21 protein-coding genes, 1 tRNA gene and 3 pseudogenes are annotated in these 24,070 nt (G+C 41.3%); 14 read left to right on the forward strand and 11 right to left on the reverse strand.

The annotated features are described in order from the left end of the window. Positions 1-5 precede the first annotated feature (5 nt). From J5A56_RS11890 to J5A56_RS13945, 5 genes and pseudogenes are all read right to left on the reverse strand, one after another. Positions 6-1,607, reverse strand: a complete 1,602-nt coding sequence (locus J5A56_RS11890) for a BACON domain-containing protein (RefSeq protein ID WP_021672105.1) — start codon at positions 1,605-1,607, stop codon at positions 6-8. Between the two features lie 35 nt (positions 1,608-1,642). Beyond that, the gene (locus J5A56_RS11895; protein ID WP_021672104.1) at positions 1,643-3,259 is read right to left on the reverse strand and encodes a BACON domain-containing protein; all 1,617 of its coding nucleotides are present in this window, start codon (positions 3,257-3,259) and stop codon (positions 1,643-1,645) included. A 1,392-nt stretch (positions 3,260-4,651) separates the two neighbouring features. Further along, the gene (locus tag J5A56_RS11900; RefSeq protein WP_021673086.1) at positions 4,652-5,755 is read right to left on the reverse strand and encodes an Mrp/NBP35 family ATP-binding protein; all 1,104 of its coding nucleotides are present in this window, start codon (positions 5,753-5,755) and stop codon (positions 4,652-4,654) included. A gap of 141 nt (positions 5,756-5,896) precedes the next feature. Further along, positions 5,897-6,274 (reverse strand): hypothetical protein, encoded by a 378-nt coding sequence (locus J5A56_RS11905; protein ID WP_036920438.1) that lies wholly within the window; start codon positions 6,272-6,274, stop codon positions 5,897-5,899. A 338-nt stretch (positions 6,275-6,612) separates the two neighbouring features. Continuing rightward, positions 6,613-8,493: pseudogene (locus tag J5A56_RS13945) on the reverse strand (IS1634 family transposase). A gap of 573 nt (positions 8,494-9,066) precedes the next feature. On the opposite strand from J5A56_RS13945, the gene J5A56_RS11920 reads away from it, so the two are divergent. The 3 genes from J5A56_RS11920 to J5A56_RS11930 all read left to right on the forward strand — a co-directional run bounded on the left by J5A56_RS11920 (position 9,067) and on the right by J5A56_RS11930 (position 11,942). Then, a complete protein-coding gene (locus J5A56_RS11920; RefSeq protein WP_036918991.1) occupies positions 9,067-9,552 on the forward strand; it encodes a pyridoxamine 5'-phosphate oxidase family protein in 486 nt (161 codons plus the stop codon). A gap of 231 nt (positions 9,553-9,783) precedes the next feature. Continuing rightward, a complete protein-coding gene (locus J5A56_RS11925; RefSeq protein ID WP_021671046.1) occupies positions 9,784-11,055 on the forward strand; it encodes an NAD(P)/FAD-dependent oxidoreductase in 1,272 nt (423 codons plus the stop codon). A 260-nt stretch (positions 11,056-11,315) separates the two neighbouring features. Further along, entirely contained in the window at positions 11,316-11,942 is a 627-nt protein-coding gene (locus J5A56_RS11930; RefSeq protein ID WP_021671047.1) for a hypothetical protein, read from the forward strand. 449 nt (positions 11,943-12,391) lie between these two features. Here the strand turns inward: J5A56_RS11930 and J5A56_RS11935 are convergent, their stop codons facing one another. Continuing rightward, complete coding sequence (locus tag J5A56_RS11935; protein ID WP_021671049.1) at positions 12,392-12,817, reverse strand: hypothetical protein; 426 nt, start codon at positions 12,815-12,817, stop codon at positions 12,392-12,394. 170 nt (positions 12,818-12,987) lie between these two features. On the opposite strand from J5A56_RS11935, the pseudogene J5A56_RS11940 reads away from it, so the two are divergent. From J5A56_RS11940 to J5A56_RS11985, 10 genes and pseudogenes are all read left to right on the forward strand, one after another. Beyond that, a pseudogene (locus J5A56_RS11940) lies at positions 12,988-13,806 on the forward strand (transposase); the annotation flags it as partial. Positions 13,807-14,384: 578 nt separating this feature from the next. After that, positions 14,385-14,469, forward strand: a tRNA-Ser gene (locus J5A56_RS11945). 312 nt (positions 14,470-14,781) lie between these two features. Continuing rightward, a complete protein-coding gene (locus J5A56_RS11950) occupies positions 14,782-16,008 on the forward strand; it encodes a site-specific integrase (protein ID WP_070668451.1) in 1,227 nt (408 codons plus the stop codon). Positions 16,009-16,041: 33 nt separating this feature from the next. Beyond that, positions 16,042-16,506: a DUF1896 domain-containing protein gene (locus J5A56_RS11955; RefSeq protein WP_070668449.1), complete on the forward strand. Its 465-nt coding sequence runs from the start codon at positions 16,042-16,044 to the stop codon at positions 16,504-16,506. Positions 16,507-16,646: 140 nt separating this feature from the next. Next, positions 16,647-16,994, forward strand: coding sequence for a hypothetical protein (locus J5A56_RS11960; protein ID WP_007367138.1), 348 nt, complete (start codon positions 16,647-16,649; stop codon positions 16,992-16,994). 361 nt (positions 16,995-17,355) lie between these two features. Continuing rightward, positions 17,356-17,787 carry a hypothetical protein gene (locus J5A56_RS11965; RefSeq protein ID WP_211815521.1) on the forward strand — a complete coding sequence of 144 codons (432 nt, stop codon included), beginning with the start codon at positions 17,356-17,358 and terminating at the stop codon, positions 17,785-17,787. 22 nt (positions 17,788-17,809) lie between these two features. Further along, entirely contained in the window at positions 17,810-18,229 is a 420-nt protein-coding gene (locus tag J5A56_RS11970) for a PcfK-like family protein (protein ID WP_027952915.1), read from the forward strand. A gap of 4 nt (positions 18,230-18,233) precedes the next feature. Continuing rightward, the gene (locus J5A56_RS11975; protein WP_211815522.1) at positions 18,234-19,508 is read left to right on the forward strand and encodes a PcfJ domain-containing protein; all 1,275 of its coding nucleotides are present in this window, start codon (positions 18,234-18,236) and stop codon (positions 19,506-19,508) included. A gap of 27 nt (positions 19,509-19,535) precedes the next feature. Further along, entirely contained in the window at positions 19,536-19,790 is a 255-nt protein-coding gene (locus tag J5A56_RS11980; protein WP_021672826.1) for a hypothetical protein, read from the forward strand. Positions 19,791-19,798: 8 nt separating this feature from the next. Then, positions 19,799-20,017 (forward strand): hypothetical protein, encoded by a 219-nt coding sequence (locus J5A56_RS11985; RefSeq protein WP_021672825.1) that lies wholly within the window; start codon positions 19,799-19,801, stop codon positions 20,015-20,017. 135 nt (positions 20,018-20,152) lie between these two features. Here the strand turns inward: J5A56_RS11985 and J5A56_RS13625 are convergent. After that, a pseudogene (locus J5A56_RS13625) lies at positions 20,153-20,358 on the reverse strand (glycoside hydrolase family protein); the annotation flags it as partial. 162 nt (positions 20,359-20,520) lie between these two features. On the opposite strand from J5A56_RS13625, the gene J5A56_RS11990 reads away from it, so the two are divergent. Next, on the forward strand, positions 20,521-21,234 hold the full coding sequence (locus tag J5A56_RS11990) for a class I SAM-dependent methyltransferase (RefSeq protein ID WP_021672823.1): 714 nt from the start codon (positions 20,521-20,523) through the stop codon (positions 21,232-21,234). Between the two features lie 261 nt (positions 21,235-21,495). On the opposite strand, the gene J5A56_RS11995 is transcribed toward J5A56_RS11990, so the two are convergent. From J5A56_RS11995 to traN, 4 genes are read right to left on the reverse strand one after another with little or no spacing between them, the layout of a single operon-like run. Further along, positions 21,496-22,005 carry a glycoside hydrolase family protein gene (locus J5A56_RS11995; RefSeq protein WP_021672822.1) on the reverse strand — a complete coding sequence of 170 codons (510 nt, stop codon included), beginning with the start codon at positions 22,003-22,005 and terminating at the stop codon, positions 21,496-21,498. Next, complete coding sequence (locus tag J5A56_RS12000) at positions 21,992-22,474, reverse strand: DUF3872 domain-containing protein (RefSeq protein ID WP_211815523.1); 483 nt, start codon at positions 22,472-22,474, stop codon at positions 21,992-21,994. Before J5A56_RS12000 ends, J5A56_RS11995 begins: the two co-directional genes overlap by 14 nt. Positions 22,475-22,486: 12 nt before the next feature. Continuing rightward, positions 22,487-23,080, reverse strand: a complete 594-nt coding sequence (locus J5A56_RS12005; RefSeq protein WP_211815524.1) for a conjugal transfer protein TraO — start codon at positions 23,078-23,080, stop codon at positions 22,487-22,489. Beyond that, positions 23,074-24,024 carry a conjugative transposon protein TraN gene (gene traN / locus J5A56_RS12010; protein ID WP_211815525.1) on the reverse strand — a complete coding sequence of 317 codons (951 nt, stop codon included), beginning with the start codon at positions 24,022-24,024 and terminating at the stop codon, positions 23,074-23,076. Before traN ends, J5A56_RS12005 begins: the two co-directional genes overlap by 7 nt. Between the last annotated feature and the right edge of the window lie 46 nt (positions 24,025-24,070).

Consider the following 24,070-nt stretch of genomic DNA (forward strand, 5'->3'; position numbering starts at 1 on the left):
CTATATTATTTGCTTGGATTGTGTTGTTTGAGCATTCGTTCTACCTTAGCCATTCGTTGTTCTTTACTTCCAGCAAAGACGCTTGGCTTGTATAGAACAGTAATCTGCATGACTGCCTTACCATTGTTCACGTCGGAATATTCTCCACCAGAGATAGCCAAGGTCAGATAGTCAGAACGACGAGCATAGACATTATGCTTACCATTGTAACCTACAAACTCAAAATTGTTTGAAGTAAGCAGTTTGTCGAACTCATGGGTTACGAACCATTCATTACCATACTGCCATATTCCTAAGTTTGGTTTACTGTAGAACAAACTGTACTGCTCAACACTTCCAACCTTCTCTTGTGGAGTAGAAGCATCGCTACCAAGGAAGAAGAAGTAGGTGCGAGCAATCTGTACAGGGTCATTTGTCTGGTAGAGGAGTGCTTCAACTTCATTGCTCTTAGACATTTGTCGCTTCATCTCCTCACTTTTCTTGCTCTTTTCGTATTTTTCAACATCACTCACCTTCTTATCATTCTTGTTTAAGAGGTCGATAGGACCGAGGTCAAGACTACTTAAGGTTGGGTAATCACGATCCTGTGTGCGCATCTGATAGAAGAATAACACGACACTGTTATTCTCTTCTCTGATATCTACATCCATCGTGTAAGCCTCTTTCACATTGACGTAATGATTCGTATCCTTCTCGTCTCTTGTGTATCCATTGGCTTTCATAAACTCTTGGAAAGCCTGTGTCTTAACCGAATTAACACCCTCTCTTGTCAGCGAACGTGTATAGACACGGGTCGGTACAAAATGCTTCGTATCGTGTACATAGACAACATCCTTGAACAATGGCGATGGTGTTCTGAAGAAATAACTTTCCTCATAGATTCCATTTACCTCATCTGGACCGCCATATTCTGTAAGCATACTACCACGACGATACTCATATTCCATCATCTTATGCAGACTAAAAGGATTACCAGGGTTACAAGCCAAGACAAAGAGAGAGACCCCAGGCTGCTTTACAACCACATCGTAGTTCTTTCCAGCAAGAGTTAACGTAAGTTTTGCAGTTCTTTCTGCCACGGCATAGTTAGGCTTAGAGATAAACTTCAAACGATGTTTTTTCTTGATAACTTGCAGCCATTCTGGCTTTTCGTTCTGTGTGAGGTCGTAGGATGCGCCTTCCAATTTCAGGTCGACAGTGGTCGTACCACCCACTTGCGGAAGTATAACCTCACCTTTCGTAATATCCAACGAGATATCAGAAGCATTCTGACTAACCATAATCTTCTGTACAGCCAAACCACCATCCACAAGGATATAGCTACCTCTTTCCATTCCCGTTGGATTAGCATCCGCCTGCACAGTGAGTTCGTTTCCATTCTGTGTAAGGTGTAGCCACGACTTCGGAGTCGTCGCAATCCATTCCTTACAATTCGTGTTCACTGTAATTTTCTTCTCATCAATCTGATGAGAGAAAGATATCTCCTTTTCTGAAAGATTCAGATAAGGCTGTTCAAAGCTGTCATTCTCAGCACATCCAATCACTATCCCCAATAATAGGAATAACAAGGAGATCTGCAGCAGCTTATGTAAATTTATTATACGCATATCAGATAATAATTTAAGCTATAACAAATTGTATCTTACTTCAAAGCCTTCTTCGCAGCAGAGAAGTTTTTAATCATCTTTGCCTGTGCCTTTACGGCTTTACTACCAGCACTTGATACCGATGGGTCGAAGCTGTAAAGCAATGCGAGAACAGGTGTGTTGTTATCTAATACGCAGGTGATATCAATAACCAAATGGTCGCTTTCACGTACAAAGAAGTGGTTGTTACCTGATGTGCGAAGGAATGAGAAGCCCTCTTCGCCGAGTAACTTCTTGATTTCCTTTGTTGCAACCCATTTATTACCATACTTCCATACGCCGAGACTTGTTTCTTTGAAGAGCAATGCGCCGATCTGAACACTACCAAGATTATCAGGTGCATCACCATTCTTATCGGTTGTGTAGAAAATGTGGATGCGTCCGTAGGCTGCAGTAGGGTCGGTGCTTGCCTTCAGCTTGTACTGAATCTGCGAAATCTCTGAGGTCTTATATTCGTTGGTGCTACGCTCCTCTTCAGTGCTACCAGCCTTCTGCTCGTAATCCTCTACCTGTGCCAATTTCACGTTGTCTTTCTGCAAAAGTGTGAGTGGATAGTATGGTAACTTGCTGAAAGTCTTGTATTCACCAATCTGTTTCATAATAGGAGTGAAAGTAAGGTTAACGCCCTCATTATTCTCTTTCTCAGATATATAAACCTTCAAAGAAAGCAGCTCCTTGTCGTTGGTATATTCTCTGTCAGACTGAGAATTGCTACGTACATAGCCATTGTCTGTTAAGAACTTATCGAAAGCCTTGTCTTTTACTGCGTCAACGGCTTTTCTGCCATCGCCAATAGAGATAATCTGTGATGGAGTAACGCCATCAGAGCTGCAATACTGTATCAAAGTGAAGATGGGCGAAGGAGTAATAAAGGTGTAGGTCTCTTCAAGCCCGTAGGCTGGCATAGCAGTCTGATACTCGCGTAGGAAGCTACCACGACCTAACTCAAAGTCCATAATCTTGTGCTCATCCTGTGGTACACCTGGATAGATAGGGAGGATGTAACGTTGTATGCCCGACTGAGAAACAACAATCTCACGGATGACGCTACCACTCTTTGCGTACAGCTTCACCTCACGCTTCTGATAAGTGTCGTTGCGTTCAGCAATCAGTTTGATTTCCTCTTCGCCCTTGACAATTTTCAACCAACTAACTTCCTCACTGGTTGTCACGTCATAAACAGACGAATTGGTTGTGATGTCAACCGTCTTTTCACCACCTGTCTGGGGGAGGTAGATAGCATCTGGTGCTACGTCGAGCGTCACGTCAGCAGCGCTCTGCGTCACAGCTATTTTACCTGATGCACCATTGGCATTGACGAGAACGTAGCTTGTACGCTCGCTTCCCATCTTGTTTTCTGTTGACTTCACCTTCAGTACGTTGCCGTCCTGAACCAACGAGAGCCAGTCGCCTTCCTGTGGAGACGATGCAATCCAGCTTGCTTGATTTGTTGTAACGCTAATGTTTCTTTCGCTTACGCCTTTGTCAAACGTAATACTGTTTTCCGAAAGAACCAATGTAGGCATTTCAAACTCGTCTTCCTTTGCACATGAGAAAAGGCAAAGAAGAATTCCACCTAACATTAGGGAGTAGAGTGTCTTTTTTAATTCCATACTCTTCAAGGTTTTTATAAGATAAAAATATATTATTGATTAAATTTTATTCTGAGAAAGTGTTCCTTTCCAATATAAAAGTGTTGGGTAAATACTAAAAATCATAGTGTTTATCTTATTCGAATTATTTTAGATTATTTTCTGCAAATATACTGATTCTTAGGGATATAAGCAAATGGGTCTAGTTAAAATAAACTAATCTATTGTTGTTGTTATTTATTCTTTTACCTTCGTATAAATATAAACAAATCTTTTCTCTCCATACTCCATTTCTGAATTCTTTTTCGGTAAGTTATGACCTCTACCAGCCTTATTACCTCATTTATAATTCTATAAAACATCATTCTTATTACGGTCTATAAAAATTATGTGTGCAAAGGTACTGGCTTCTTGTTGACGTGGCAATACCCATTTTTAAGTAATTTATTTCCGATTATCCGTGTGGAGCTCATTTCTTATCCCTAATATCTATTATAACTTGGAAGTTTGAACTTGGAACTTGGAACTTGGACACTTGGAACTTGGACACTTGGACACTTGAGCGTTAACGTTTTTACTTTTTTACTTTTTCAGAGGTCTTTTTACTTTTACATAATCTTGTAAAATATTTTCGCACACATAAAATCCAACACATGCTCTTTTAGCTTTCAATTAACGCCCAATTGGCTTGCAAAAGATGCCCTTTAGAGGTCTTACTAACGCCCTTTTAAAATCCAACTAAGCACCTTTTGAAACACACCTTTGCAACTATCTGATTCCATGCGAGTTACAAGACAGACAAAAATCACTATTTTCAGCGTATTTTCTCATCACAAACCACCAATTATTGTAAATATATTTCAAACCAGTTCCTACCCTTTTTCACTCTCAATCAATCATGACAATCTAACAAATGAAACGTAGAAAATTACACAGAAAAGCAGACAAAGGCAAGAAAATAATTTATTTCTCTCTTCCTTTGATTACAACAGATAAGGATTTCTTACTTTATTTTAACACCTTTGCAGTATTATTGAGGACTTTCAGTCGCATATACTTTGCAAAAACAAATAGTAAAAAAAGAAACTGAGTGATAGTCGCCATCTTTGGATACCGATAAGCTTTGAAAATGAAAAGCCTATCCTACGTAAGTAGTTCATAATTATGATTAAAGAGACATACGCTATTCACGTACAGTAACTATTCAGCGATAAGGTTTAAAAACTATTATTGATTATCAGTAAGTTACATAAATAGGTACAGACAAATTCTATTAAAAAATGTCTTTTCGAGCCTTTTTGCCACAATGTTAAGTTTATAAGTTATTGATATTCAACGTTTATTATCGCTGAATAGTTACCACGTACATCTCTATTTTCAATGATGTTTAAAACATCCGAGCTGTTTATATGCTTATCCGTTCTTTACATCGACTATCTTTGTCGGAGCCTGCTCCTTATTACGACGATTGACCACTGTAACCACACTCTGCGCAAGACTGAGGAAAGCCTGACCTGTAATCGTATCAACCTGAGTTGCTGCTGGTGTACCATTATCACCATTCTCACAAATGCTCTGTACAATTGGAATCTGGGCGAGCAATGGACAATCAAGCTCTTTCGCTAAGTTCTTGCAGCCGTCTTTTCCAAAGATATAGTATTTGTTCTCTGGGAGTTCAGCTGGCGTGAACCAAGCCATATTTTCTACCAAGCCGAGGATTGGAATATTCACCTTGTCATTGCGATACATGTCAATACCTTTACGTGCATCAGCCAAAGCTACTTTCTGTGGTGTAGAGACAATCACTGCACCTGTGATAGCAAGCGTCTGCATGAGTGTCAGATGGATATCGCTGGTGCCGGGAGGCGTATCAAGGATGAAGTAATCAAGTTCGCCCCAATCTGCATCAGCAATGAGTTGCTTAAGAGCTGAAGTCGCCATACCACCACGCCAAAGCGTCGCCGTGTCTGGATTAACAAAGAAACCGATAGAAAGCAGCTTCACACCATACTTCTCTACTGGTTCAATGAGCTGTCGTCCATCTTTTTCGACTCCGTATGGACGTGCATCTTCAACGCCAAACATCTTTGGCATACTTGGACCAAAGATATCTGTATCAAGCAAACCAACCTTATAGCCAAGGCGTGCTAAAGCTATGGCAAGGTTAGCTGAAACAGTACTCTTCCCTACTCCACCCTTTCCAGAGCTAACAGCAATGATATTCTTCACCTGAGGCAACAACTTACTAACCTCTGGACGTGGTGCATTCTTAAATTCTGTAGTAATAGTTACTTCAACCTCCTTACCAACCGAATAATGGATTTGCGCCTCAGCTGCCTTAATGGTAGACTTGAGAAAAGGGTCGGTCTCACGTGGGAAGATAAGCGTAAAACTTACTTTATTCCCATTGATACTGGGTGTATCAGCCAGCATCTCACTTTCTATAATGTTCTTTTTTGTTCCTGGATAAATTACTTTCTCCAGTGCATCTGTAATGAGTTTTGGATATAATGTCATTGTTTTATTATTTTATCGATTTTAAATGAAGCCACTAAACAAAGGACCTCTCACCGCTATAAAAGCTTGTAGGCTTCCAAATAAGGTTTCTTCTTACTTCTTTTAATATTCAAAAAGAATGCCACAAATTAATTGGACACATTAGTTATCACCATTTTGCGATTGCTCCCATTCTTCCCACTCTTTAGCAACAGCTTTCCAGTCAGTCATCTCTCCCGCTTCAATAGCTTGCTGCTCACGTGTAGCCGCATCACGAGCCTTATCACGTGCACGCTTTGCCTTCATATCAGCAATTGTAGCATCGTCAAGAATCAGAATAGCTCCACGATGGATAGCATCTTGCAATTCCTCTTCACCAAAAGCCTTACCAGGTTCATTGAAATCAGAAATATTAAATTCGTAGATGGTACGGAGGTCGTGACGAATCAGTTTCTGCTTCGCACGATTACCCGCATTCTTCAGTCTGAGTAGCTTTGCTATTTCTATTATCTCGTCTTTTGCGAATTTATTTCTTCCCATGTTTTGACTCTTTTTCAAATGCCCTTAATGGCTTTTCCTGTCTGCGAAGATAGCAACAAAATCCCAATACTGCAAGTTTTTCTTGAAGAATACATTGTGCAAGGCATCATAAAGTGTCATAATAAAGACAGGCTTCAGTTTGAGAAATAGCATTAAACAACTCATCTAAAAAGTGACAAAGAAAGTTTTGAAGTATTCCAATGACTGAAAAAAGATTTAAAGAACGCAAATGTACAAGAAACATTAATAAGAGAAACAACTAAAACATACAAACTTATCCCAAGTTTAACCCCCACTTTCGCCTATTTCTTGCAGTGACCGTACTTTCCTCGTTTTTCTTATGGGCTCTGTGTCCTACAAATTTTATTCTTTTTGTATGGTGAGTGTTTTAAGTTCAACTTATCGCATATCTGTTTTGCTTGCTTCGAAGGACTACTACATTGGCGCATCTCGATGTTCTCACCTAATGGATTCTTCCCTTTTGTTGTGACGAGCTTCTGGGTGCTCATACGTCGTACAATCTCGGTCCAGTAACAGGTTTCTCCTTCTCGTTTTAATTGACAACGGATGGTATTTACCACCCAATAGGCTAATAAGCCGAAGAAGAGGTGTGCGTCGCTTCTCTCATCTTTCTGATGATAGATAGGACGGAGGTTGAGATCATTCTTTAGTTGCCTGTTCGTGCATTCTATCTCACGAATGAGATTGTAGTATTCCCATGTCACGCGCTCATCAAGTGTCCTGACATTGCTGCGGAGGAAGTATACTCCGTGACCAGATTCCATTGCCGAGAGGTCTTTTATCTCCCAGTCTACACGTAGCATCTGATTGGGTTTCTTCTCATTTTTTATGTAGCTTATCTGGTAGAACTTCGCTATAGAAGGGTACTTCTGTATGGCACGTCCTGTACGTTCAACAACCTTTTCATAGGTTTTTGTTCCACCTTTCTTGGAGATTCCATTGTTTATCCTCTGCAGTTCCATCTCAAAACGCTCTCTCCAGACCCTGTTCATGGACGACTCTGTCATAGCTTTCGAAGGAGATGTTATTTCGAGATAATAATCCTTGTCATCCTCTGTCTTAACCTCTTTCAGCGTTATCTTCTGCCGACGGGCATCCATTACCGTAACACTCCTGTTATCATCACTGAGCGTATAGTCCTTCATTTTCGTACGGGATACGCAGAGATAATTGTAACCTTACCTTTTGATCAGCTCCAAGTTCTCTTCCGTGGCAACACCTGCATCCATGACAACGAGCGTATCCTTTGTCCGTGATGGATTCCTCTTTGCCAGCGTGTCAATCATATCGGGCAGAGACTTGGGGTCTGCTGTATTACCCTCCAAGATAGAAGAATAACGTATAAAACCTTCTTTATTGATACATAGTGCAAGTACAAGTAGCTTACAGTCAGAGCGTTTTTCTTTTGATCGACCGAACTTGGCTTTATCGCTATTACGCTTACTACCCTCGAAATAGAAGTTGGTTAAGTCGAAGAGCATCAACTTGTTGTCTATATTAAAGAGATTGTCAGTAACGCTACACAAATGACGCTCTAACTGTTCCTTTAGTTCATATAACTTGTCAGTGATTTTATACAGAGAATTGATTCCTGGTGTCCAGCCAGGAACTCCACTATAAAGTTCGCCAGCAGCTGATTTATCGCGCAAATAATAATAAGATGAATGTTCAGAAACAGCATATACTGTGCGAACAATCAATGCTGACAAAGCCGTGTGTATCGTATTCTCAGTCCAGCCGTTTCTGCGCAGGAAACCCTCTAATTGCAGCTTGTCTATCGTCTGCTTGCAGAGCCACTCAGTACCGACATTCCTTGCGTCAGTATATTTTGCCGTCTCAAGGTCAACGTAGTTCTCATATTTTCTCAGCGACTTCTGCTCTTCCTTATTAAACCTATCGATTCCACCTTCTTGCTCCATACGGCTCCACCATTCGTCAGCCTCTGCCTGTTCAATAGGAGTAAGTCCGTCAAGATGTTCCTTGAAAAGCGAGAGTGTACTTCTGTTTTTGAAGCGTTCGGTAAGTGCGTATGCAATTTTTCGAACCTGTACGGCAGTAAGTGAAGGTGCAAAACCGATGTTCAACAGAATTAGCGAATGTACATGACCCTGCACGTCACGATATGACTCCTTGATGCGATAATAAGGAGCCATGTCGCCTGTGGCAGGGTTGAATCGTGTCTGTACATTTGCGTGCATGAGTGCAAAGTAACAAAATATTTTTGATATGACGGTGTCCTACAATTCGGATTTTACTCCTCGTTACAATACCCTATGCTTGATTATCAATCATTTATAAAATTGATACTACACAAAACATCCCGAATATTTATGAAAAATATTTTTGCCAGTTAAACTTGGGTTATAAGGAATTTTTAACCTTAGTGTTTATGTAGAAAATATCGAAAAAAGAAAACATCATAACCCTTTATACAAAAGAAATCGATACATTTCTTGGATGCCAAAATCATAATCATTTCATCATATTAATCAAGAGAGAAACTAATAACAAAGGTTAATTTTATTATCGAGAACGAAAAATATTACATAAAAAATTTGGTCGTTACAAGAAAAACGTTTACCTTTGCATCAAGTTTTTTTAGTGGTTAATTTAGTTTTAGTATTTAAACCTTGGGTGATGTGAATCAGTCAAGGTCTTTTTTATATATAATAGGAATATCTAACACGAAGTTTTCATTAAAAAATAGGATTAATCTGTAAAAGATAATTCATAGATTTAACAATTAATTTATTATTAATAAAATGTACAATATGAAATATGTTAATGATCGCATACGCAGACAAGACCGGTTAATGGACGAAGAACGTTCTATTGAACTATTGCGTGAAGGTGAATATGGTGTCTTGAGTATGGTTTCTGAAGGTATGGGATATGGTATTCCTGTAAACTTTGTTTGGGATGGTAACAATAGTATATATATTCATTGTGCACCTGAGGGACGTAAGTTAGTAGCCATTGAAAAGAACCCAAAAGTTTCGCTTTGCATCATCGGTAAAGTAAACTTATTACCTCGCAACTTCACAACAGAATATGAAAGTGCTATTTTTTTCGGTGAGGCACATATACATCTCTCTGATGAAGAGAAAATGCACGCATTGCATTTATTGATTGATAAGCTATCTGCTGATTTTAAAGAACTTGGTGATAAATATGCACACAAAAGTTTTCATCGGGTTGAGATAATTCGTGTTGATTTCACAGAATTCAGTGGAAAACGTAAGAAAGTGCTTGGATAACGAGTTTTCAAGTTGACAGGTTTACAAGTTGACGAGTTATTTGTTTCGTTATCTTACATAATGCTATAATCTTAAGAAATAGCAGTCATCTTATAAAGTGGACGAGTGGACAAGTTTACGAGTGGACAAGTTATTTATATCGTTAGCTTACTTGATGCAATAAACTTTAGATATAGAAATTATCATAATTGTGAATTTTGAATTATAACTTGTGAATTTTGAATTAAACTAATGGATATAGCAATCATTGGCGGAGGAGCTGCAGGATTCATGACAGCTATCACAGCTCGAAGAATAAACCCTTCATGTAAGGTAACTATCTTTGAACGTGCGCAGAAAGTGTTAGCAAAGGTTGAAATAACTGGGGGCGGGCGTTGTAATGTGACAAACAGTTTTGCAGCTATCAAAGACATGAAGCAGGCTTATCCACGTGGGCATAAACTGATGAAACGATTAATGAAAACGTTTAGTCATGAAGATGCCTACAAATGGTTTGAAAAACATGGAGTTCCTTTGATTACACAAGAAGACGAATGTGTATTCCCAAAGGCACAGGATTCACATGCTATTATTGATTGTCTGGTTCGCCAAGCCAAAGAACTGAATGTGACTATATGTTGTCAACATCGACTAACAGGTATACATCGCACAGAAGATGGGAGACTAAAACTGGACTTTGAAAATGATACACATCGCATCTTCCATCGTACTATCATAACAACTGGCGGCTCACCCAATGGGCGTGGATTACAATATCTCGCCTGCCTTGGACATGAGATTGAAGCACCTGTACCTTCGCTTTTTACCTTTAACATAAAGGACCGTGCTTTCTGCAATCTTATGGGAACGGTTGTTGACCCTGTTGTAACAACAATTCCAGGAACAAAGTTACGTGCACAAGGACCTTTACTTGTGACACATTGGGGCGTGAGCGGTCCTGCAATCCTGAAGCTATCATCATACGCAGCACGAATACTTGCAAACAACAATTATAAGGTCCCACTTGCCATCAACTGGACTGGTGAACGAACACGACAAGAAGTAGAAGAAAACATTCTTAAATTGCAAGCAGCAAATCCACGTAAACAAATCTCTACTATACATCCATTTGGACTACCAAGTCGCCTTTGGCTATACATACTTAACAAACTGGGCTTAGATGCAATGAAACCATGGGCTGAGGTTGGACGTAAAACATTGAACCGTATGATTGAAACATTGGTCAATGATCAATACGCCATTACTGGCAAAGGTATCTTCCGCGAAGAGTTTGTTACTTGTGGCGGGGTGAGTTTAAACTCTATAAATCCTAAAACGCTCGAAAGTAAAGTTTGCCCAAATCTTTTCTTTGCAGGAGAAGTATTAGACATCGATGCTATTACAGGTGGCTTTAATCTTCAAGCAGCATGGACAACAGGTGTTGTGGCAGGACAAAACGCAAGTAAAATGTCCAACCAAAAATCATACGTTCATACAGAACACACTCATGCAATGCTATTATAGGAATTGCCCTTCACATACACAAAAAATAATAAAGAGAACTAAAGTTCCCCACCCCTCTATTTCATGGGTATTTCAGCTGGATATGCCAAAAGTTAAAAGGCTGTAAGGGGGGATTACCCTTGGGAAAGTTTTCTCAGGACTATTAAATGTTTTTGAGAAAGTTGCACAACGCACTACCCTAATATTAATACCCCCGCACAACTATTTATATGAATGATATTGATAACGGTAGAAATCCACAAATACGCTAATATAAACATATGAAAGAGCTTATCAAAGATTTAGAAAACTGTTTAATTGAAAGTAAAAACCCGATATTAAACAATATGGATCACGAAAATGACAGGAAGTCGGAAGAAAATATCTTAGAGGCATTCAAGACTGTAGGATTAAAATGCTGCCAAGAACTTATGGACTTGTATCTTTGGAAAACAGGATGCACTAAAGAATTAATATTTGATTTGAGCGAAGACGAAAATGAATGGAATCACTTTTTGCTTTGCTCATATGGTAACTATGCATCTTACGAAGTTTCCAGAGATATTATGTTCCAAAACAAGAGTTATAATGCTGTCTATGCAGGAGACCACTATATGTATCCTTTTATGTATTGTGGCGTTTATGAAGATCCGATACTCATAGACCTTAATCCTTGTAGGGAGACATACAAAGCTATGTTCTATTATAGTCCTGAAGTAACTTTGTCGGAAAATCCTATTATGATTTATGACTCTATTGAAAGCTGGCTAAAAACAATTATTCAATGTTATAAACAACGGATTTATCATATAGATAGAAATGGATTTTTGCAGTATGACAGAGACCGTGAACCCAAACTCTCACGAGAGATGAATCCCAAATCTGTGTTTTGGAAATTATTTGATTAATATCATTAAAAAGAAAGGATAAATGATATATTTAGTTTCAATGCTGATGCAGCATAATATTTAGATTAATATTCTCCAAAATATTCGTCTTTTTGACAACTTATAATGTGGGCACAATCTCTCTATCTTCGTATATAGTCACATTATCTCTAATTTTTTCGGCCAATAAAGCAAATTCTTCAAAACTATAACACTCTTCTTCTTTCCTCAAAAGAAAACTTCGCAAGTAATCCACAAAACTATTGTAAAAAACCACACTAATGATTTTTCCCCATTTACATTATATATAGAATAATCCCAATCCTTCTTTTGCACTAATTCCTTCATTTTAAAATCTCCTTAATACTGTAATCAACCTCTTTTATCATACCCTCCGTTTTAATAACAGCTTCTGTTGGTAATGGTAAGGACCTATTTCCAGACACTTGCAGCATATATTTAACATCAAACTATCTCTGGAAATCTTCTATTTCATTTATCAAAGTGCTATAGCATCTCAATTGAGTAAATTCTTTTTTTTGTTTTATCCTTTCATAGAGATTACTATAATCAAAAACCAAATAGCGATCTATATATAATTTTATTTTACACAGATAAATAAAGTATAGTATCCTACAAACATTTTTTCTATTTACTTTAACATCATTAATCATTTTATTTATTCTGTCAAGGCTTACTTCATTATCCACTAACAATGCATGCAGAGCCCATACAATATTTGAACAATCAATCACCTCGGTATTACAATCATAATGCTTTACTACTATAATATCTATCAGTTTTCCGTCAAAAACGGATTTTTTGACAATATTATATTCTTTTGAACACCTAGTGTAGTTCAATGATTTAATTATTTCATCTTCTCTTTTTTTCATTGGGTGGTTATTTGAGTTGTGTATATATTTGTATTTATTCCCTTAATTCCGCAGAACAAAATCTTATAAGAAACCCAAGTGCCTGAGCAACAAAGTCCTCAAAACACTTGGATATGTCAGAAATTTCACCTAACTTAGTGCTGTTAAAAAAAGCAAGCAAAACAACTGACATGACAAAGATAGCAATTAAAAACGAGAATATCACTTCTTTCGGTGGAATTTATCATATTATGGACGTATTTTCAAAGTTGGGCTTTGAAAAACTCACAGAATCTGTCTTGGGCAAACGTGGGTGTAGCGATAAGGCTTTTAGTCATGGAAGCATTTTCGGTTCTCTCTTCTTCAGTTACCTTTGTGGTGGCGAATGCCTTGAGGATATCAATGCGCTTATAGAGCAGTTCAGGCAGAGACCTGGCACGCAACTGCCTGGCGCCGACACTGTAGGACGTGGACTTAAGGAACTTGCCGAAGAGAATATCGTCTATAAGAGCGAGATCTCTGGGAAGTCGTATAGCTTCAATGCAGCAGAGAAACTGAATACCTTACTTCTGCGAATGATACGACAGATGGGGATTATAAAGGTAGGTAGCCATGTTGACTTTGACTTTGATCATCAGTTTATTCCTGCCCACAAGTTCGATGCAAAGTATTCTTACAAACAGGATTTTGGCTACTTCCCTAGTTGGGCTTCCATTGGGGGCATTATCGTTGGAGGTGAGAATCGTGATGGAAACACCAATGTGAAATTTCATCAGGAAGACACGCTTCGTCGCATTATGGACCGAGTAATCTCAGAACTTGGTGTGACAATAGAGCGTTTCCGTGCCGACTGTGGGTCGTTCTCAAAGGAAATTATCCAAACCGTAGAGCAACACTGTAACACATTCTATATACGTGCTGCCAACTGTGGCACCCGCCACGAGGAGTTCTGCCAGCTGGAAGAATGGAAGAGCGTTGAGGTTGGTTATGAATTTTGTCAGTGTGCCAGCGAAATGGGTGCGCACAGGAAGGCAGAACGTTCTAAACCTTTATACCAATAAAGCATACTACTCTGAAGTGTTCCTTGAATAAACAGCATTTCTTTGTGGCATTCATTTTCCCCATTGGCTTGGGTGGGGGATTTTATGCGCCTGCAAGGGCAAATTCCAGTCTAAGGTCGCTTCCTATCACATGTAGAGGCAAAAAGACGTCTCAACACACAAAATCATCTCACAAGAAAAAGTGCTGCGGAATTGAGGTAATAATCTTTTTGCCTTTTTCAATCAATGTGTTCATGCCCAACACGCATGGTGATTTTGGTAAAAACCATATAAGATAATACGGAGATAGAGACTACTTGCGGGCAGAAAAGCATTTCCCTAACGAGAACAAACAATATCCTTTAGGTAAGTGGACAATACATCTATATTAAAATCAGCGATTGTCAGATACATTTCACACCCACTTTTAGTTAAAAAGTGTTTTGTTGTCAAAATCTTCCGCTATACATTTTGCAGTTTCAAAAAATATATATAACTTTGCACTCGCTTTCCACAAGAAAGCAGGTAGACTACAACAGTTACCTTTTGGAGAGATGGTAGAGTGGTCGATTACAGCGGTCTTGAAAACCGCCGTGCTGAGAGGCACCGGGGGTTCGAATCCCTCTCTCTCCGCTAATAGGCTTCAAAAGGACTTCACAAAGGTTGTCAATTTAGCCTTCAAAAATTAGCTAATCGTTGTAAAATCAAGGTTTTACAACGATTTTTCTTTGTATATACCTCTATCGCCTGACGGCATAACCCTATGTTTTGACAGTCATTATTCGGTCAAATTCTGCTACATAAACTGCTACACAAAAATTGTAGCAATAAAAAATGTAGCAGTGACGGGATTCTGAATACCATATTGACGGCATCAATTCTTTCTGTTTCAGTATGTTATATATTAACTTTGCAGCCGAGTGCTACACAAAAGAATGATGCATTATGAGAACAAATTTCAAGGTATCCTTCTACCTACGCTCAAACTATGAGAACAAAGAAGGAAAGTCGCCTGTAATGCTCCGTGTATTCCTTAACGGAGAAATGGCAAATTTTGGCTCTACGAAAATTTTCGTGGATAAGACAATGTGGAATAATGCCACAAGCCGGCTTAAAGGTAGGACGGCAGAAAGTTTGTCCGTCAATGCCGCATTGGACTCTATTTCCACTACATTGAATGGAATTTACCGCAAGTTTGAGGATGACGAGTCCCTGTCATTGGAGAAAATCCGTTCTTTCTTTATAGGAAAAGACAGGGAGTACACAACTTTCCTCCCGGTATTCGACAAGTTCAACGAAGACATCAAGCAGCGTGTCGGACACACCATCAGCAAAGACAGTCTGCAAAAGTACAGTGTTTTGAGAAGACATTTCTCAGAGTTCCTTATCCATAAATATGGAAGAAAGGATATAGGACTGACAGAATTCACACCATCCGTGGTACAAGACTTTGAGTTATATCTGAGTACTGTGGCAGGCTGCGCTTACAATACGTCGGTCAAGAAAATGAAGGCTCTCAAAACCGTAACCATATATGCACAAAAGCGTGGCTATCTCCTTCACGACCCCTTTCTCAATCATCGTTTCCACTTGGAGCCGGTAAACCGTGGTTTCCTCACGGACGAAGAAATCATGAAGATAGCCAACAAGGATTTCGGCATCCAGCGTTTGGAACTGGTAAGGGACGTTTTCATCTTCTCTTGCTTTACAGGGCTGGCATACATTGACGTGTCCAATCTCACACCGGACAACATCGTCACGCTCGATGACAAGCAGTGGATTATGACCAAAAGACAGAAAACAAGCGTGGAAACAAATGTCCTACTTCTCGATATTCCGAAGCGCATCATTGCAAAGTATAGTGGAAAGACCTATCGGGACGGCAAACTATTCCCCATACTGACGAATCAGAAGACTAATGCGTATTTGAAAGAAATAGCCGACCTTTGCGGTGTCAAGAAGAACCTGACCTTTCACCTTGCCCGGCATACATTTGCCACCATGTCTTTGAGTAAGGGCGTTCCGATGGAAAGTGTGTCGAAGATGCTGGGACATACCAACATAAAGACCACACAGATTTATGCTCGCATCACCAACAAGAAGATTGAGCATGACATGGAACAGCTTGCCGACAAACTCGGTAAGTTCAACAAGGCAATGGGAATCCGATAATATAATAATGTATAACCCTAAACCAAGAAGATTATGACAACTAAGAAAGAACTATCCTACTTCCGTCTGAAGTTAGAGAACTACCTCAGTGAGCATTTCCCCGAAATGCTGAGTGACAAACCATTCATAACGGCAAGAGCCGACGAAGCTCTTACCACCTACTGCGATGCAGTGGCACAAGGCTTCTCGCATCCCGAAGCTGAGAGTATGGCAAGCGAAGTGTTGTATAGAGGACTGCATTTCTCAAAGTACGACACGCTTGTATCTGTCTTGGAGAATGAGTTTGAGAAAGAACTGCCCTCCCCACTCCCCGAAAGACTATCCCCGATACTCCTGAAGAACAAGGCTGTGCAAAGCGTTTTCGACAAGTATGAACTCACGGACGATTTTGGCGCAAGTCCTGAGTATGAGAAACTCTACACCGAACTGACAGGAACAATCGTTCTGCTCATTGAGGTCAATGGTCTGCCAACGATAGGCGGTGAGAACATGACTTGATGCAGCACCATCGGGAGCTTTTGTAGTGTCAAGAGCCAAGATAAACGCTCCGCTCCACACGCCAAGAGTTTGTACCAACACTTGTCTTTGTGTAGCCTGCGCATCTTGTTATTGCTCTTGAACTATTCAAAGCTCCGATTATGAATACAATCATCATGAATCAAGATGTCCACACACCTGCCTTCATCAAGGCAGACGCATCGAACAAAAGCAATAACATCAAGCAGCAGCCGATTTCTTTCAAGCAAGTCCGCCGTTTCAGTTGGACACGCTTCATCGAACTGGTCATCCTGCTCTCCATCGTTATCGGTGTCGTTTGGCTTATCTCAAAGATAGTAACGCCACAGGTCGTTACCGCCGTGTCAGTCATTGCAGGCTTTCTGATACTGCGCTTTATTGTCAGAGTCATTCTCCAAGTTACCTTTACGCTGCTGAGCTTTCTATTCTGGCTGGCGATACTCTGTGCCATCCTGCTTTGCGTGCTTTGAGAAGCACGACGATGTAATCTGTAAACACTTTCATTTATCGTTCATCAGGTGGTTATCTCGCATTTTGAGATAGCCACCTTTTCTGTTTTCCACTATGGGCGTTGCACTTTCGCTTCCTTTCCAATGCTCCACAATATGCGAAATGAAGAAGACGGATGCTGTTCCCTTTTTATCCGCAAAGGTAGTACGGGGCTTGTGGCTTTCAAAAGGTCAGTGCCGCTGGGTTTGTCTGGAAAATCTCCACACCTATGGGTAGTATTTTCCGCCAAAACCTTGTGCAAGCCTCGCCCCGCTACCTCTATTTTGCTACAAAAAGGAATCAGCATACTCCGATCTTTGGACGCATAAAAAAAATGTCGCTATGGATAAGCAAAAAGTAAATACAACATCTTCGATGAAAAGAAAAGGATATAGCTCCTCCTCTCATTACCGCATTAACTATGTGGTTGGAAAAAGTGAGCAAGTGTTGGCAATTAAGTTTGTACAATGGGACGTACCCTCTTTGGAGAGCCTTTGTAATAGCAAAGTATATCTCCTACGTGTGAAACTCTATTGTGGCGAGCGTATGAGCCGTGAGGAAAAGAATTGGCTATGTGAAGCGGTGAACTCTAATACCTACTTCCGTACTGCCGTTCCCCTACAAGGCTATCGCTTTGACTTCTTTGACGTGCTGAAGAAATACCTTGTCAATCAGTACGGACAATGGACAGAGTATTACGCACCCGATAGAACAAGCCTAAGAGCCTACCTGTATGGACGTATCAATCAAATAGTTGAAATTCCCAAGTATTAACAACATCAAAACATATACGACAATGAAAGGAACAGAACATTTCACACGGACAATAGCCGAGTATCTTAATCAGCGTGCTATGACAGACCCATTATTTGCCCCTAACTTGTTGAAGCCAAACAAGAATATCGAGGAGTGCATCACCTACATTCTTAATGAAGTGCAGAAAAGCGGTTGCAATGGCTTTGATGATGATGAAATTTTCTCTATGGCTGTTCACTACTACGATGAGGACGATATAGAAGTGGGTAAGGCTGTTTCTTGCCAAGTAGCCGTCAATCACATTGTGGAACTCACAGAGGAAGAAAAAGCCGAAGCAAGGCAGGAAGCCATTAAACAATATCAGCGTGAGGAACTTGCCAAGATACAGAGCCGTAACACACGAGTGAAGAAGACCGAGAATGCAGCAACCCAAGTACAACCATCCCTATTCGATTTTTAAGTCTATGAAACCGAGAAACAAGTTTGAGAAGGCGGTCCTTGCCGAGAGCAGGCACCTTCGCCCGATAACCAAGACACAGACAAAGTGGGCATTCCGTAAGTGCATAGACCATTTAGCCTACCGCCTGCCAAAAGGTCGCACCACTTGTATGGATTGTGGGTATAGTTGGATAATGGACAAACATAGAGAAACTTGCACTTGCCCTCATTGCAGGGCAAAGTTGCAGGTCAAGGAAACCTTTGAGCGTAAATTGCAGCAGAAGCGGTATTTCACCACGCTAACCGCTTGTGGAGAGTATCAAGTATTGCGTATGTTCCTCCTTGTTGTGGGAATGGAGAAAGGCAGTAAGGCACAATATCACGCACTTGAAATCGGTCAGTATTGGTGGAACGCAAAAGGACGGCAAGCCATTGTTGCCATTCCACGCACATTGGGCAGATATGTTGATACCTTTTCTTACTATACCCCTATGGCTATCCGTAACGACAATGAAGCCTACCGATATGCAGCCTATTCGCAGATATATCCTAAATTCAAGGTTACAGACACACTCCGCAGGAATGGATTTGAGGATGATTTTCACGATATAGCCCCGACAATATTCATTCCTGCATTGCTTTCTGACAGCCGGGCTGAAACATTGATGAAAGCAGGACGAATGGGGCATTTACGCTATTTCCTCAACAACAATTCGACATTTGACGCTTGTTGGCAGTCCTACAAAGTTGCCACTCGCAACGGCTATGAGATAGAGGATATTTCTCTATGGTGCGACTATGTGGATATGCTCCGCAGATTGAATAAAGACATACACAGCCCGAAGTATGTTTGCCCCACCGACCTGCATAGGGAACACGACCTAAGACAAAGCGAACTCCGCAGACAAAGGGAAAAGGAAGAAAAGGCGGCGAAACGCAAAAAGGCAATGGAGGAAGAGAAGCGTTTCCACGAACTCAAATCCAAGTTCTTCGGTATCTGTTTCACGGACGGCACAATCCAAGTTCACGTATTGGAGAGTGTGCAGGAACATTTGGAGGAAGGAGTATCAATGCACCATTGCGTGTTCGACAATGCTTACTATCTCAAAGAAAACTCTCTTATCCTTTCGGCAACCATTGAGGGCAGACGGATAGAAACGATTGAGGTCAATCTGGACACGCTCAAAGTGGTGCAAAGTCGTGGAGTGTGCAACAAGAATACGGAGTATCACGAACAGATAGTGAACCTTGTTAATGCTAATCGAGAACTAATAAGCCGAAGAATGAAAGCAACTGCATGAAGTATGAACCATTAAAATATCAGAGATATGAAAACAGAGATAGAAAACATCATCTATAACTACACGGACGAGATACCGCATATTCTCATCAGGGTTATCAATGCGATAACCCTATCCGACAATGAGGAAGAGTTAAGGACGGCAATAGGAAAAATTGCCGAAGAAACGGAACTTGACAAGTTTTTCGCCTATGGTTATGGCGCACATCACTTTTGGCTCACACACCGCAAGTTATCCAATGGAGAGCCAAAGCAGTACAGATTATTAAAGGTTGAATTTTAAGATTAGGAATGATGAAGAAACAGAGATTTTTAGTCTATACGGAATATGTTTTTGACGGCGTATTCGATGTGGTTGCCGAGAGCAAGGAGGAAGCACGGCAGAAAGTCCTACAAAATTGTGGGTTGGCTATGGGTGGAAGCATTCACAGCACTTTGCCCGATGATGAGAGAAATTGGGCTTTCGATATACACCCTAACAGACGAATAGACAAAATAACGAAAGTGTAGAAACAGCACCTTGAATAAGACCAAGAGCCACGCAAACCGAAAATTTGCGTGGCTTCTTTTCTTTGTCTTTGAGCGAGCAGGCGACCAAAGCAAAGAAGCAAAAGAAAGTCGCAGGGAAATTACATTTCATATTTGCTAAGGAAGAAAGAACAAGGCTAACTCCACACGTCTCTGCTTCACCAATCTTTTGCCCCTGCATCGGCAAAAGGATACATACTCACGACAAATTTTTCGTAACCAGCCTCTATCTTTCTCTTGGGTTGCTTACCGTAACCAAGTAGTCGCTTCACGCCCACACTGTAGGAAAGCAGGGTAAGCAGTAAAGCATCCTTGCCGTTACCATTGCTGTTTTTATAGGCAGCGTATTCTCAATATCTTCTACCTTATCCACAATGATGTTCTGTGATTCCCAATCCACATACATGGAGGATGTTCGAAATAAAAATCATTATTATTGGCGATTGCAGAGACGAAGCAGATATCGTACTTTTGCAAAATAAGAAATGAACATTCTTGATAAGAAGATGATGGCAAACAGACAGAGCAATTCCTACCAAAGGATGATGGAACATTACGACGATCTATTGACCGGACGGAAGTGGTGGTCAAGGATATATATGCGATTTATTTGGAACGAAGACACTAATCTCTTGGCTCGGAAAGTGCTTGATCTCATACCGGACGATTTTCGGGGACGACTGCTTGACGTGCCTGTCGGCACTGCCATTTTCACCGCCGAGAAGTATCGCCGGATGAAAGATGCCGAGATCGTTGGTTTGGACTATTCGGAAGAAATGATAGCCATTGCGGCTTTGCGGAAAGAGACAGAGGAGATAGCCAACCTGTCTTTGGAGCAAGGAGATGTCGGAGAACTTCCCTATGCCAACGAGATCTTCGACTGCGTACTGTCGATGAACGGCTTTCAGGCTTTCCCTGAGAAAGAAAAAGCCTTTGCCGAGATTTTCCGCGTGCTGAAACCCGGCGGTTGCTTCTGCGGCTGCTTTTATATCAAGGGCGAACGCCGATTGGCTGATTTATTTGTTAAGAAAGTCATGGAAAGAATAGGATTTTTCCACCCTCCATACGACACCTTCGCTGAAGCCGAAAGCCGACTTCGGAGTATGTATGGCGATGACGTGCTGACAGAAAAAATGGCTTCCGTCTGCTTGTTCCGCTGCGTGAAACCACAAAGAGAAAGCACTGAAAACGAACAATAACCCCAAAACATAAGACTATGAGCGTAACAAAAATCATCGACGAAGAAAACATCACCATCGTACAAGGAGTCAACGGCATTCTGCTACATCAGGAAGGGTGGATGAAAGAAAAGAATGACAGAAAAGGCTAAGCAAGAGGATAACCTATCCATCAACTCTTGATAAGGAATCTCTCTTTGAAAGTATAGTTGTATCCTACAAAAGAGCCTTCAAATTAGAACTAAACTCTTACCAAGTCTGTTGCGTGGATGGATAGATGTATCAAGGTATATAAAACATGGCAAACTCCACTTGCCTCCGTTTCACCAATCCTTTCAAAACTTTTCCCTTGTATCGGCAGAATGAAACATACTCTTGATAAAAGTTCCTGTTTCCAGCCTCAATTTTTCGCAGCAATCGGCTCTTGGGATGCTTGCCATATCCGAGCAATCGCCCCACGCCCACATTGTAGGCAAGCAAGGTCAGCAGCAGGGCATCCTTGCCACAGCCCTTGAAGTGTTCAAAGCATTTCCAAAGGTCGGCACGGAGCAGGGAGTCTGCCTGCCGTTCCGTCATATCCGCCGTGAAGTGCTCTCCTGGTTGCAGCCGGTGACCATATCCGACATAAGGAAAATCCTTCGGCTTATTATGAAGTCCCTCAAAGTATTTAACAATGAGGACGACACGCTCAAAAGGTGGCAAGTCTGCCAACCGCACCCTGTGCTGGGCAAGGATGGGCTGGCAGAATAAACATAAAATAAAAAATAAAGCAAAGTGTTTAGCTGTCCTCATCTTTCAATACTTTGGTAACTGTTGCGGAGGACTTTTCCTTATTTTCCGCCTTTTCGTTGTTGAAACTGAAAGTCAGTTGCTGCATTCTGCCGAAGTTGTCTTCCACATACACATCAATCGTCTGGCGGTCAGATGAGAGCGAGGTATAGTACAAGCGAAACACGTCCTTTGTAAGCGGATAACGGTCGTTAGGCTTGAAGACAGTACCGTTATCATTTCTTAGCAAGCCCTTGCCGTCAGACTGGAAATAACGTATCGTATAGCGAGTGTCAGCAAACTCACCGCCTCGCTTCAGTGTGCAGCGTATCTCAGCCGTCTGACCCCTTACGATGTCCTTCTGAACGGGCATTGTTTCCACCGTAAACGGATAAGACTGCTGAACATCCAACTCCCTATCACAAGCAGATAGGCAAAACACGGCAAGGGTCAGTACTCCCATTACCCATATCGTATTCAATATCTTCTTCATCTTTTCTTCTACTTAAAAGTTAAACCTTAGTCCAGCAGAAACAGCCGGACGGAAACAATGCACATCCGTTCCAAAGAGGAAACGTCCCTGCGCCTTTACAAGAAAGAGAACCCTGTCCGTGAGGAACACTTCCACCGAGCCATGCACGGCACCGCCATAGACAAAGCGGGAACGGTCGAGCAGTGTTGCCCCATCGGGCAGTAGCTTATTGTCCTCGTTCAGTTGCTCATAGCCACCCAAGGCGGATATGCCACCATAGAGAAACACGTTCTTACCTCTGTCGGAAAGAACAGGGTGCATATAGCCCACCTGTAAGAGTGCATCCTTGAGTTTTACGTTATAACTTCTGTACGGCATATTCTGCTGTTCATACTCTGCCATAACAAAGGTATAATTCTCACGCCCCAGATAACGGGTGAGTGCTGCTCCCATGCCGAAATTGTCAGCAGCAAGAAACTTTTCGCCTTTGATAAGCGGAACACTCCCTACGACCTCTACGCCCCTTTGCTTGGGTATCAGTCGCTGTGCCTGCGATGGCAAGCTAAAAGCCATTGCCACCGCAACGCAAACCGATAAAATGATTTTCTTCTTCATAATGTCTACCATTTCAGTTTGAGGTTATCAATCTTTTTTGCCAGTTGTAGGTCTTCTGCCGTCACATAAAAGGTCAGCGTACGACCGCCTTTTCTCTCATAGAGCGTCACTTCAAGCTGCTTGTCTTCTGCAAGAGAAAACTGTTCGAGTGCAAACACAGCGTGTTCACTACCCATGCCATGCACCTGCATCACCTGATGATAGGCACGAAGTGGCTGCAATACTTGCTCCTGTATGGCGGTGCGCTTTGCCATCTTCTTATCTACAACCTTAAAGGTGATAAAATCCACCGAGTACGGCATATTCGTGCCGTTTTCCATACGAGTGTGGAAATACAGCAAGCCGTTATGGGCATACAAGCCACGAAGCAGAAACTTCATACCGAACTGCTGTGCACCGATATGCTTGATACTACGTCTGTCGTTCTGATAGATAGTCTGCATCATCAGTTTTACTAACACAGGCGACTCGTTACCGAGTTCCTTAAAGTAAATGTCAGAGCGGTTGCTTGGCAGGCGTCCGTCCGTTGGTGACAAGAAGTCCTTCATCTCTATGCTGAGCTTCTCCGGCTCATCAGCATACTTTACGTTGAAAGCATAGAAAGAGCCGTCCTCACAGATGACACTCATATTGGTTTCCGTCTCAAAGTCCTTCACCGAAGCCTTTACACGCAGTACGTTCTCTGCATCCTCCGCCTTACCTGCAATGATGTTCTGTGAGCCCAAGTCTACATAGCGGATGGCAGAAGGGAAGATAAGATGCACGGTCTTGTCAAAGGTGACGTCAAGACCATACGGCAGTACGACACGCCCCGTTGGTATGGCACGGCTCATACCTTGAAAAAGCTCTCCCGAAGTAAGCGGACGGCTTGGTGTCAGACCATCATTGTTTTCCTGTGCTGTAGCTGTTGCTCCCACCATGGCAAGCATAGCCATTGATAAAATAATTTTCTTCATTGTTCCTTTTGTTTTGATGTTATTTTTACTTATCATTTTCGATTGT

Source organism: Prevotella melaninogenica (assembly GCF_018128065.1).
Lineage (GTDB): Bacteria > Bacteroidota > Bacteroidia > Bacteroidales > Bacteroidaceae > Prevotella.

What these genes read in the sequence shown, in the direction of transcription:
- J5A56_RS11890 (WP_021672105.1), bottom strand. Translation starts at nt 1,607, where the DNA reads ATGCGTATAATAAATTTACATAAGCTGCTGCAGATCTCCTTGTTATTC.
- J5A56_RS11895 (WP_021672104.1), bottom strand. Translation starts at nt 3,259, where the DNA reads ATGGAATTAAAAAAGACACTCTACTCCCTAATGTTAGGTGGAATTCTT.
- J5A56_RS11900 (WP_021673086.1), bottom strand. Translation starts at nt 5,755, where the DNA reads ATGACATTATATCCAAAACTCATTACAGATGCACTGGAGAAAGTAATT.
- J5A56_RS11905 (WP_036920438.1), bottom strand. Translation starts at nt 6,274, where the DNA reads ATGGGAAGAAATAAATTCGCAAAAGACGAGATAATAGAAATAGCAAAG.
- J5A56_RS11920 (WP_036918991.1), top strand. Translation starts at nt 9,067, where the DNA reads ATGAAATATGTTAATGATCGCATACGCAGACAAGACCGGTTAATGGAC.
- J5A56_RS11925 (WP_021671046.1), top strand. Translation starts at nt 9,784, where the DNA reads ATGGATATAGCAATCATTGGCGGAGGAGCTGCAGGATTCATGACAGCT.
- J5A56_RS11930 (WP_021671047.1), top strand. Translation starts at nt 11,316, where the DNA reads ATGAAAGAGCTTATCAAAGATTTAGAAAACTGTTTAATTGAAAGTAAA.
- J5A56_RS11935 (WP_021671049.1), bottom strand. Translation starts at nt 12,817, where the DNA reads ATGAAAAAAAGAGAAGATGAAATAATTAAATCATTGAACTACACTAGG.
- J5A56_RS11950 (WP_070668451.1), top strand. Translation starts at nt 14,782, where the DNA reads ATGAGAACAAATTTCAAGGTATCCTTCTACCTACGCTCAAACTATGAG.
- J5A56_RS11955 (WP_070668449.1), top strand. Translation starts at nt 16,042, where the DNA reads ATGACAACTAAGAAAGAACTATCCTACTTCCGTCTGAAGTTAGAGAAC.
- J5A56_RS11960 (WP_007367138.1), top strand. Translation starts at nt 16,647, where the DNA reads ATGAATACAATCATCATGAATCAAGATGTCCACACACCTGCCTTCATC.
- J5A56_RS11965 (WP_211815521.1), top strand. Translation starts at nt 17,356, where the DNA reads ATGGATAAGCAAAAAGTAAATACAACATCTTCGATGAAAAGAAAAGGA.
- J5A56_RS11970 (WP_027952915.1), top strand. Translation starts at nt 17,810, where the DNA reads ATGAAAGGAACAGAACATTTCACACGGACAATAGCCGAGTATCTTAAT.
- J5A56_RS11975 (WP_211815522.1), top strand. Translation starts at nt 18,234, where the DNA reads ATGAAACCGAGAAACAAGTTTGAGAAGGCGGTCCTTGCCGAGAGCAGG.
- J5A56_RS11980 (WP_021672826.1), top strand. Translation starts at nt 19,536, where the DNA reads ATGAAAACAGAGATAGAAAACATCATCTATAACTACACGGACGAGATA.
- J5A56_RS11985 (WP_021672825.1), top strand. Translation starts at nt 19,799, where the DNA reads ATGATGAAGAAACAGAGATTTTTAGTCTATACGGAATATGTTTTTGAC.
- J5A56_RS11990 (WP_021672823.1), top strand. Translation starts at nt 20,521, where the DNA reads ATGAACATTCTTGATAAGAAGATGATGGCAAACAGACAGAGCAATTCC.
- J5A56_RS11995 (WP_021672822.1), bottom strand. Translation starts at nt 22,005, where the DNA reads ATGAGGACAGCTAAACACTTTGCTTTATTTTTTATTTTATGTTTATTC.
- J5A56_RS12000 (WP_211815523.1), bottom strand. Translation starts at nt 22,474, where the DNA reads ATGAAGAAGATATTGAATACGATATGGGTAATGGGAGTACTGACCCTT.
- J5A56_RS12005 (WP_211815524.1), bottom strand. Translation starts at nt 23,080, where the DNA reads ATGGTAGACATTATGAAGAAGAAAATCATTTTATCGGTTTGCGTTGCG.
- traN (WP_211815525.1), bottom strand. Translation starts at nt 24,024, where the DNA reads ATGAAGAAAATTATTTTATCAATGGCTATGCTTGCCATGGTGGGAGCA.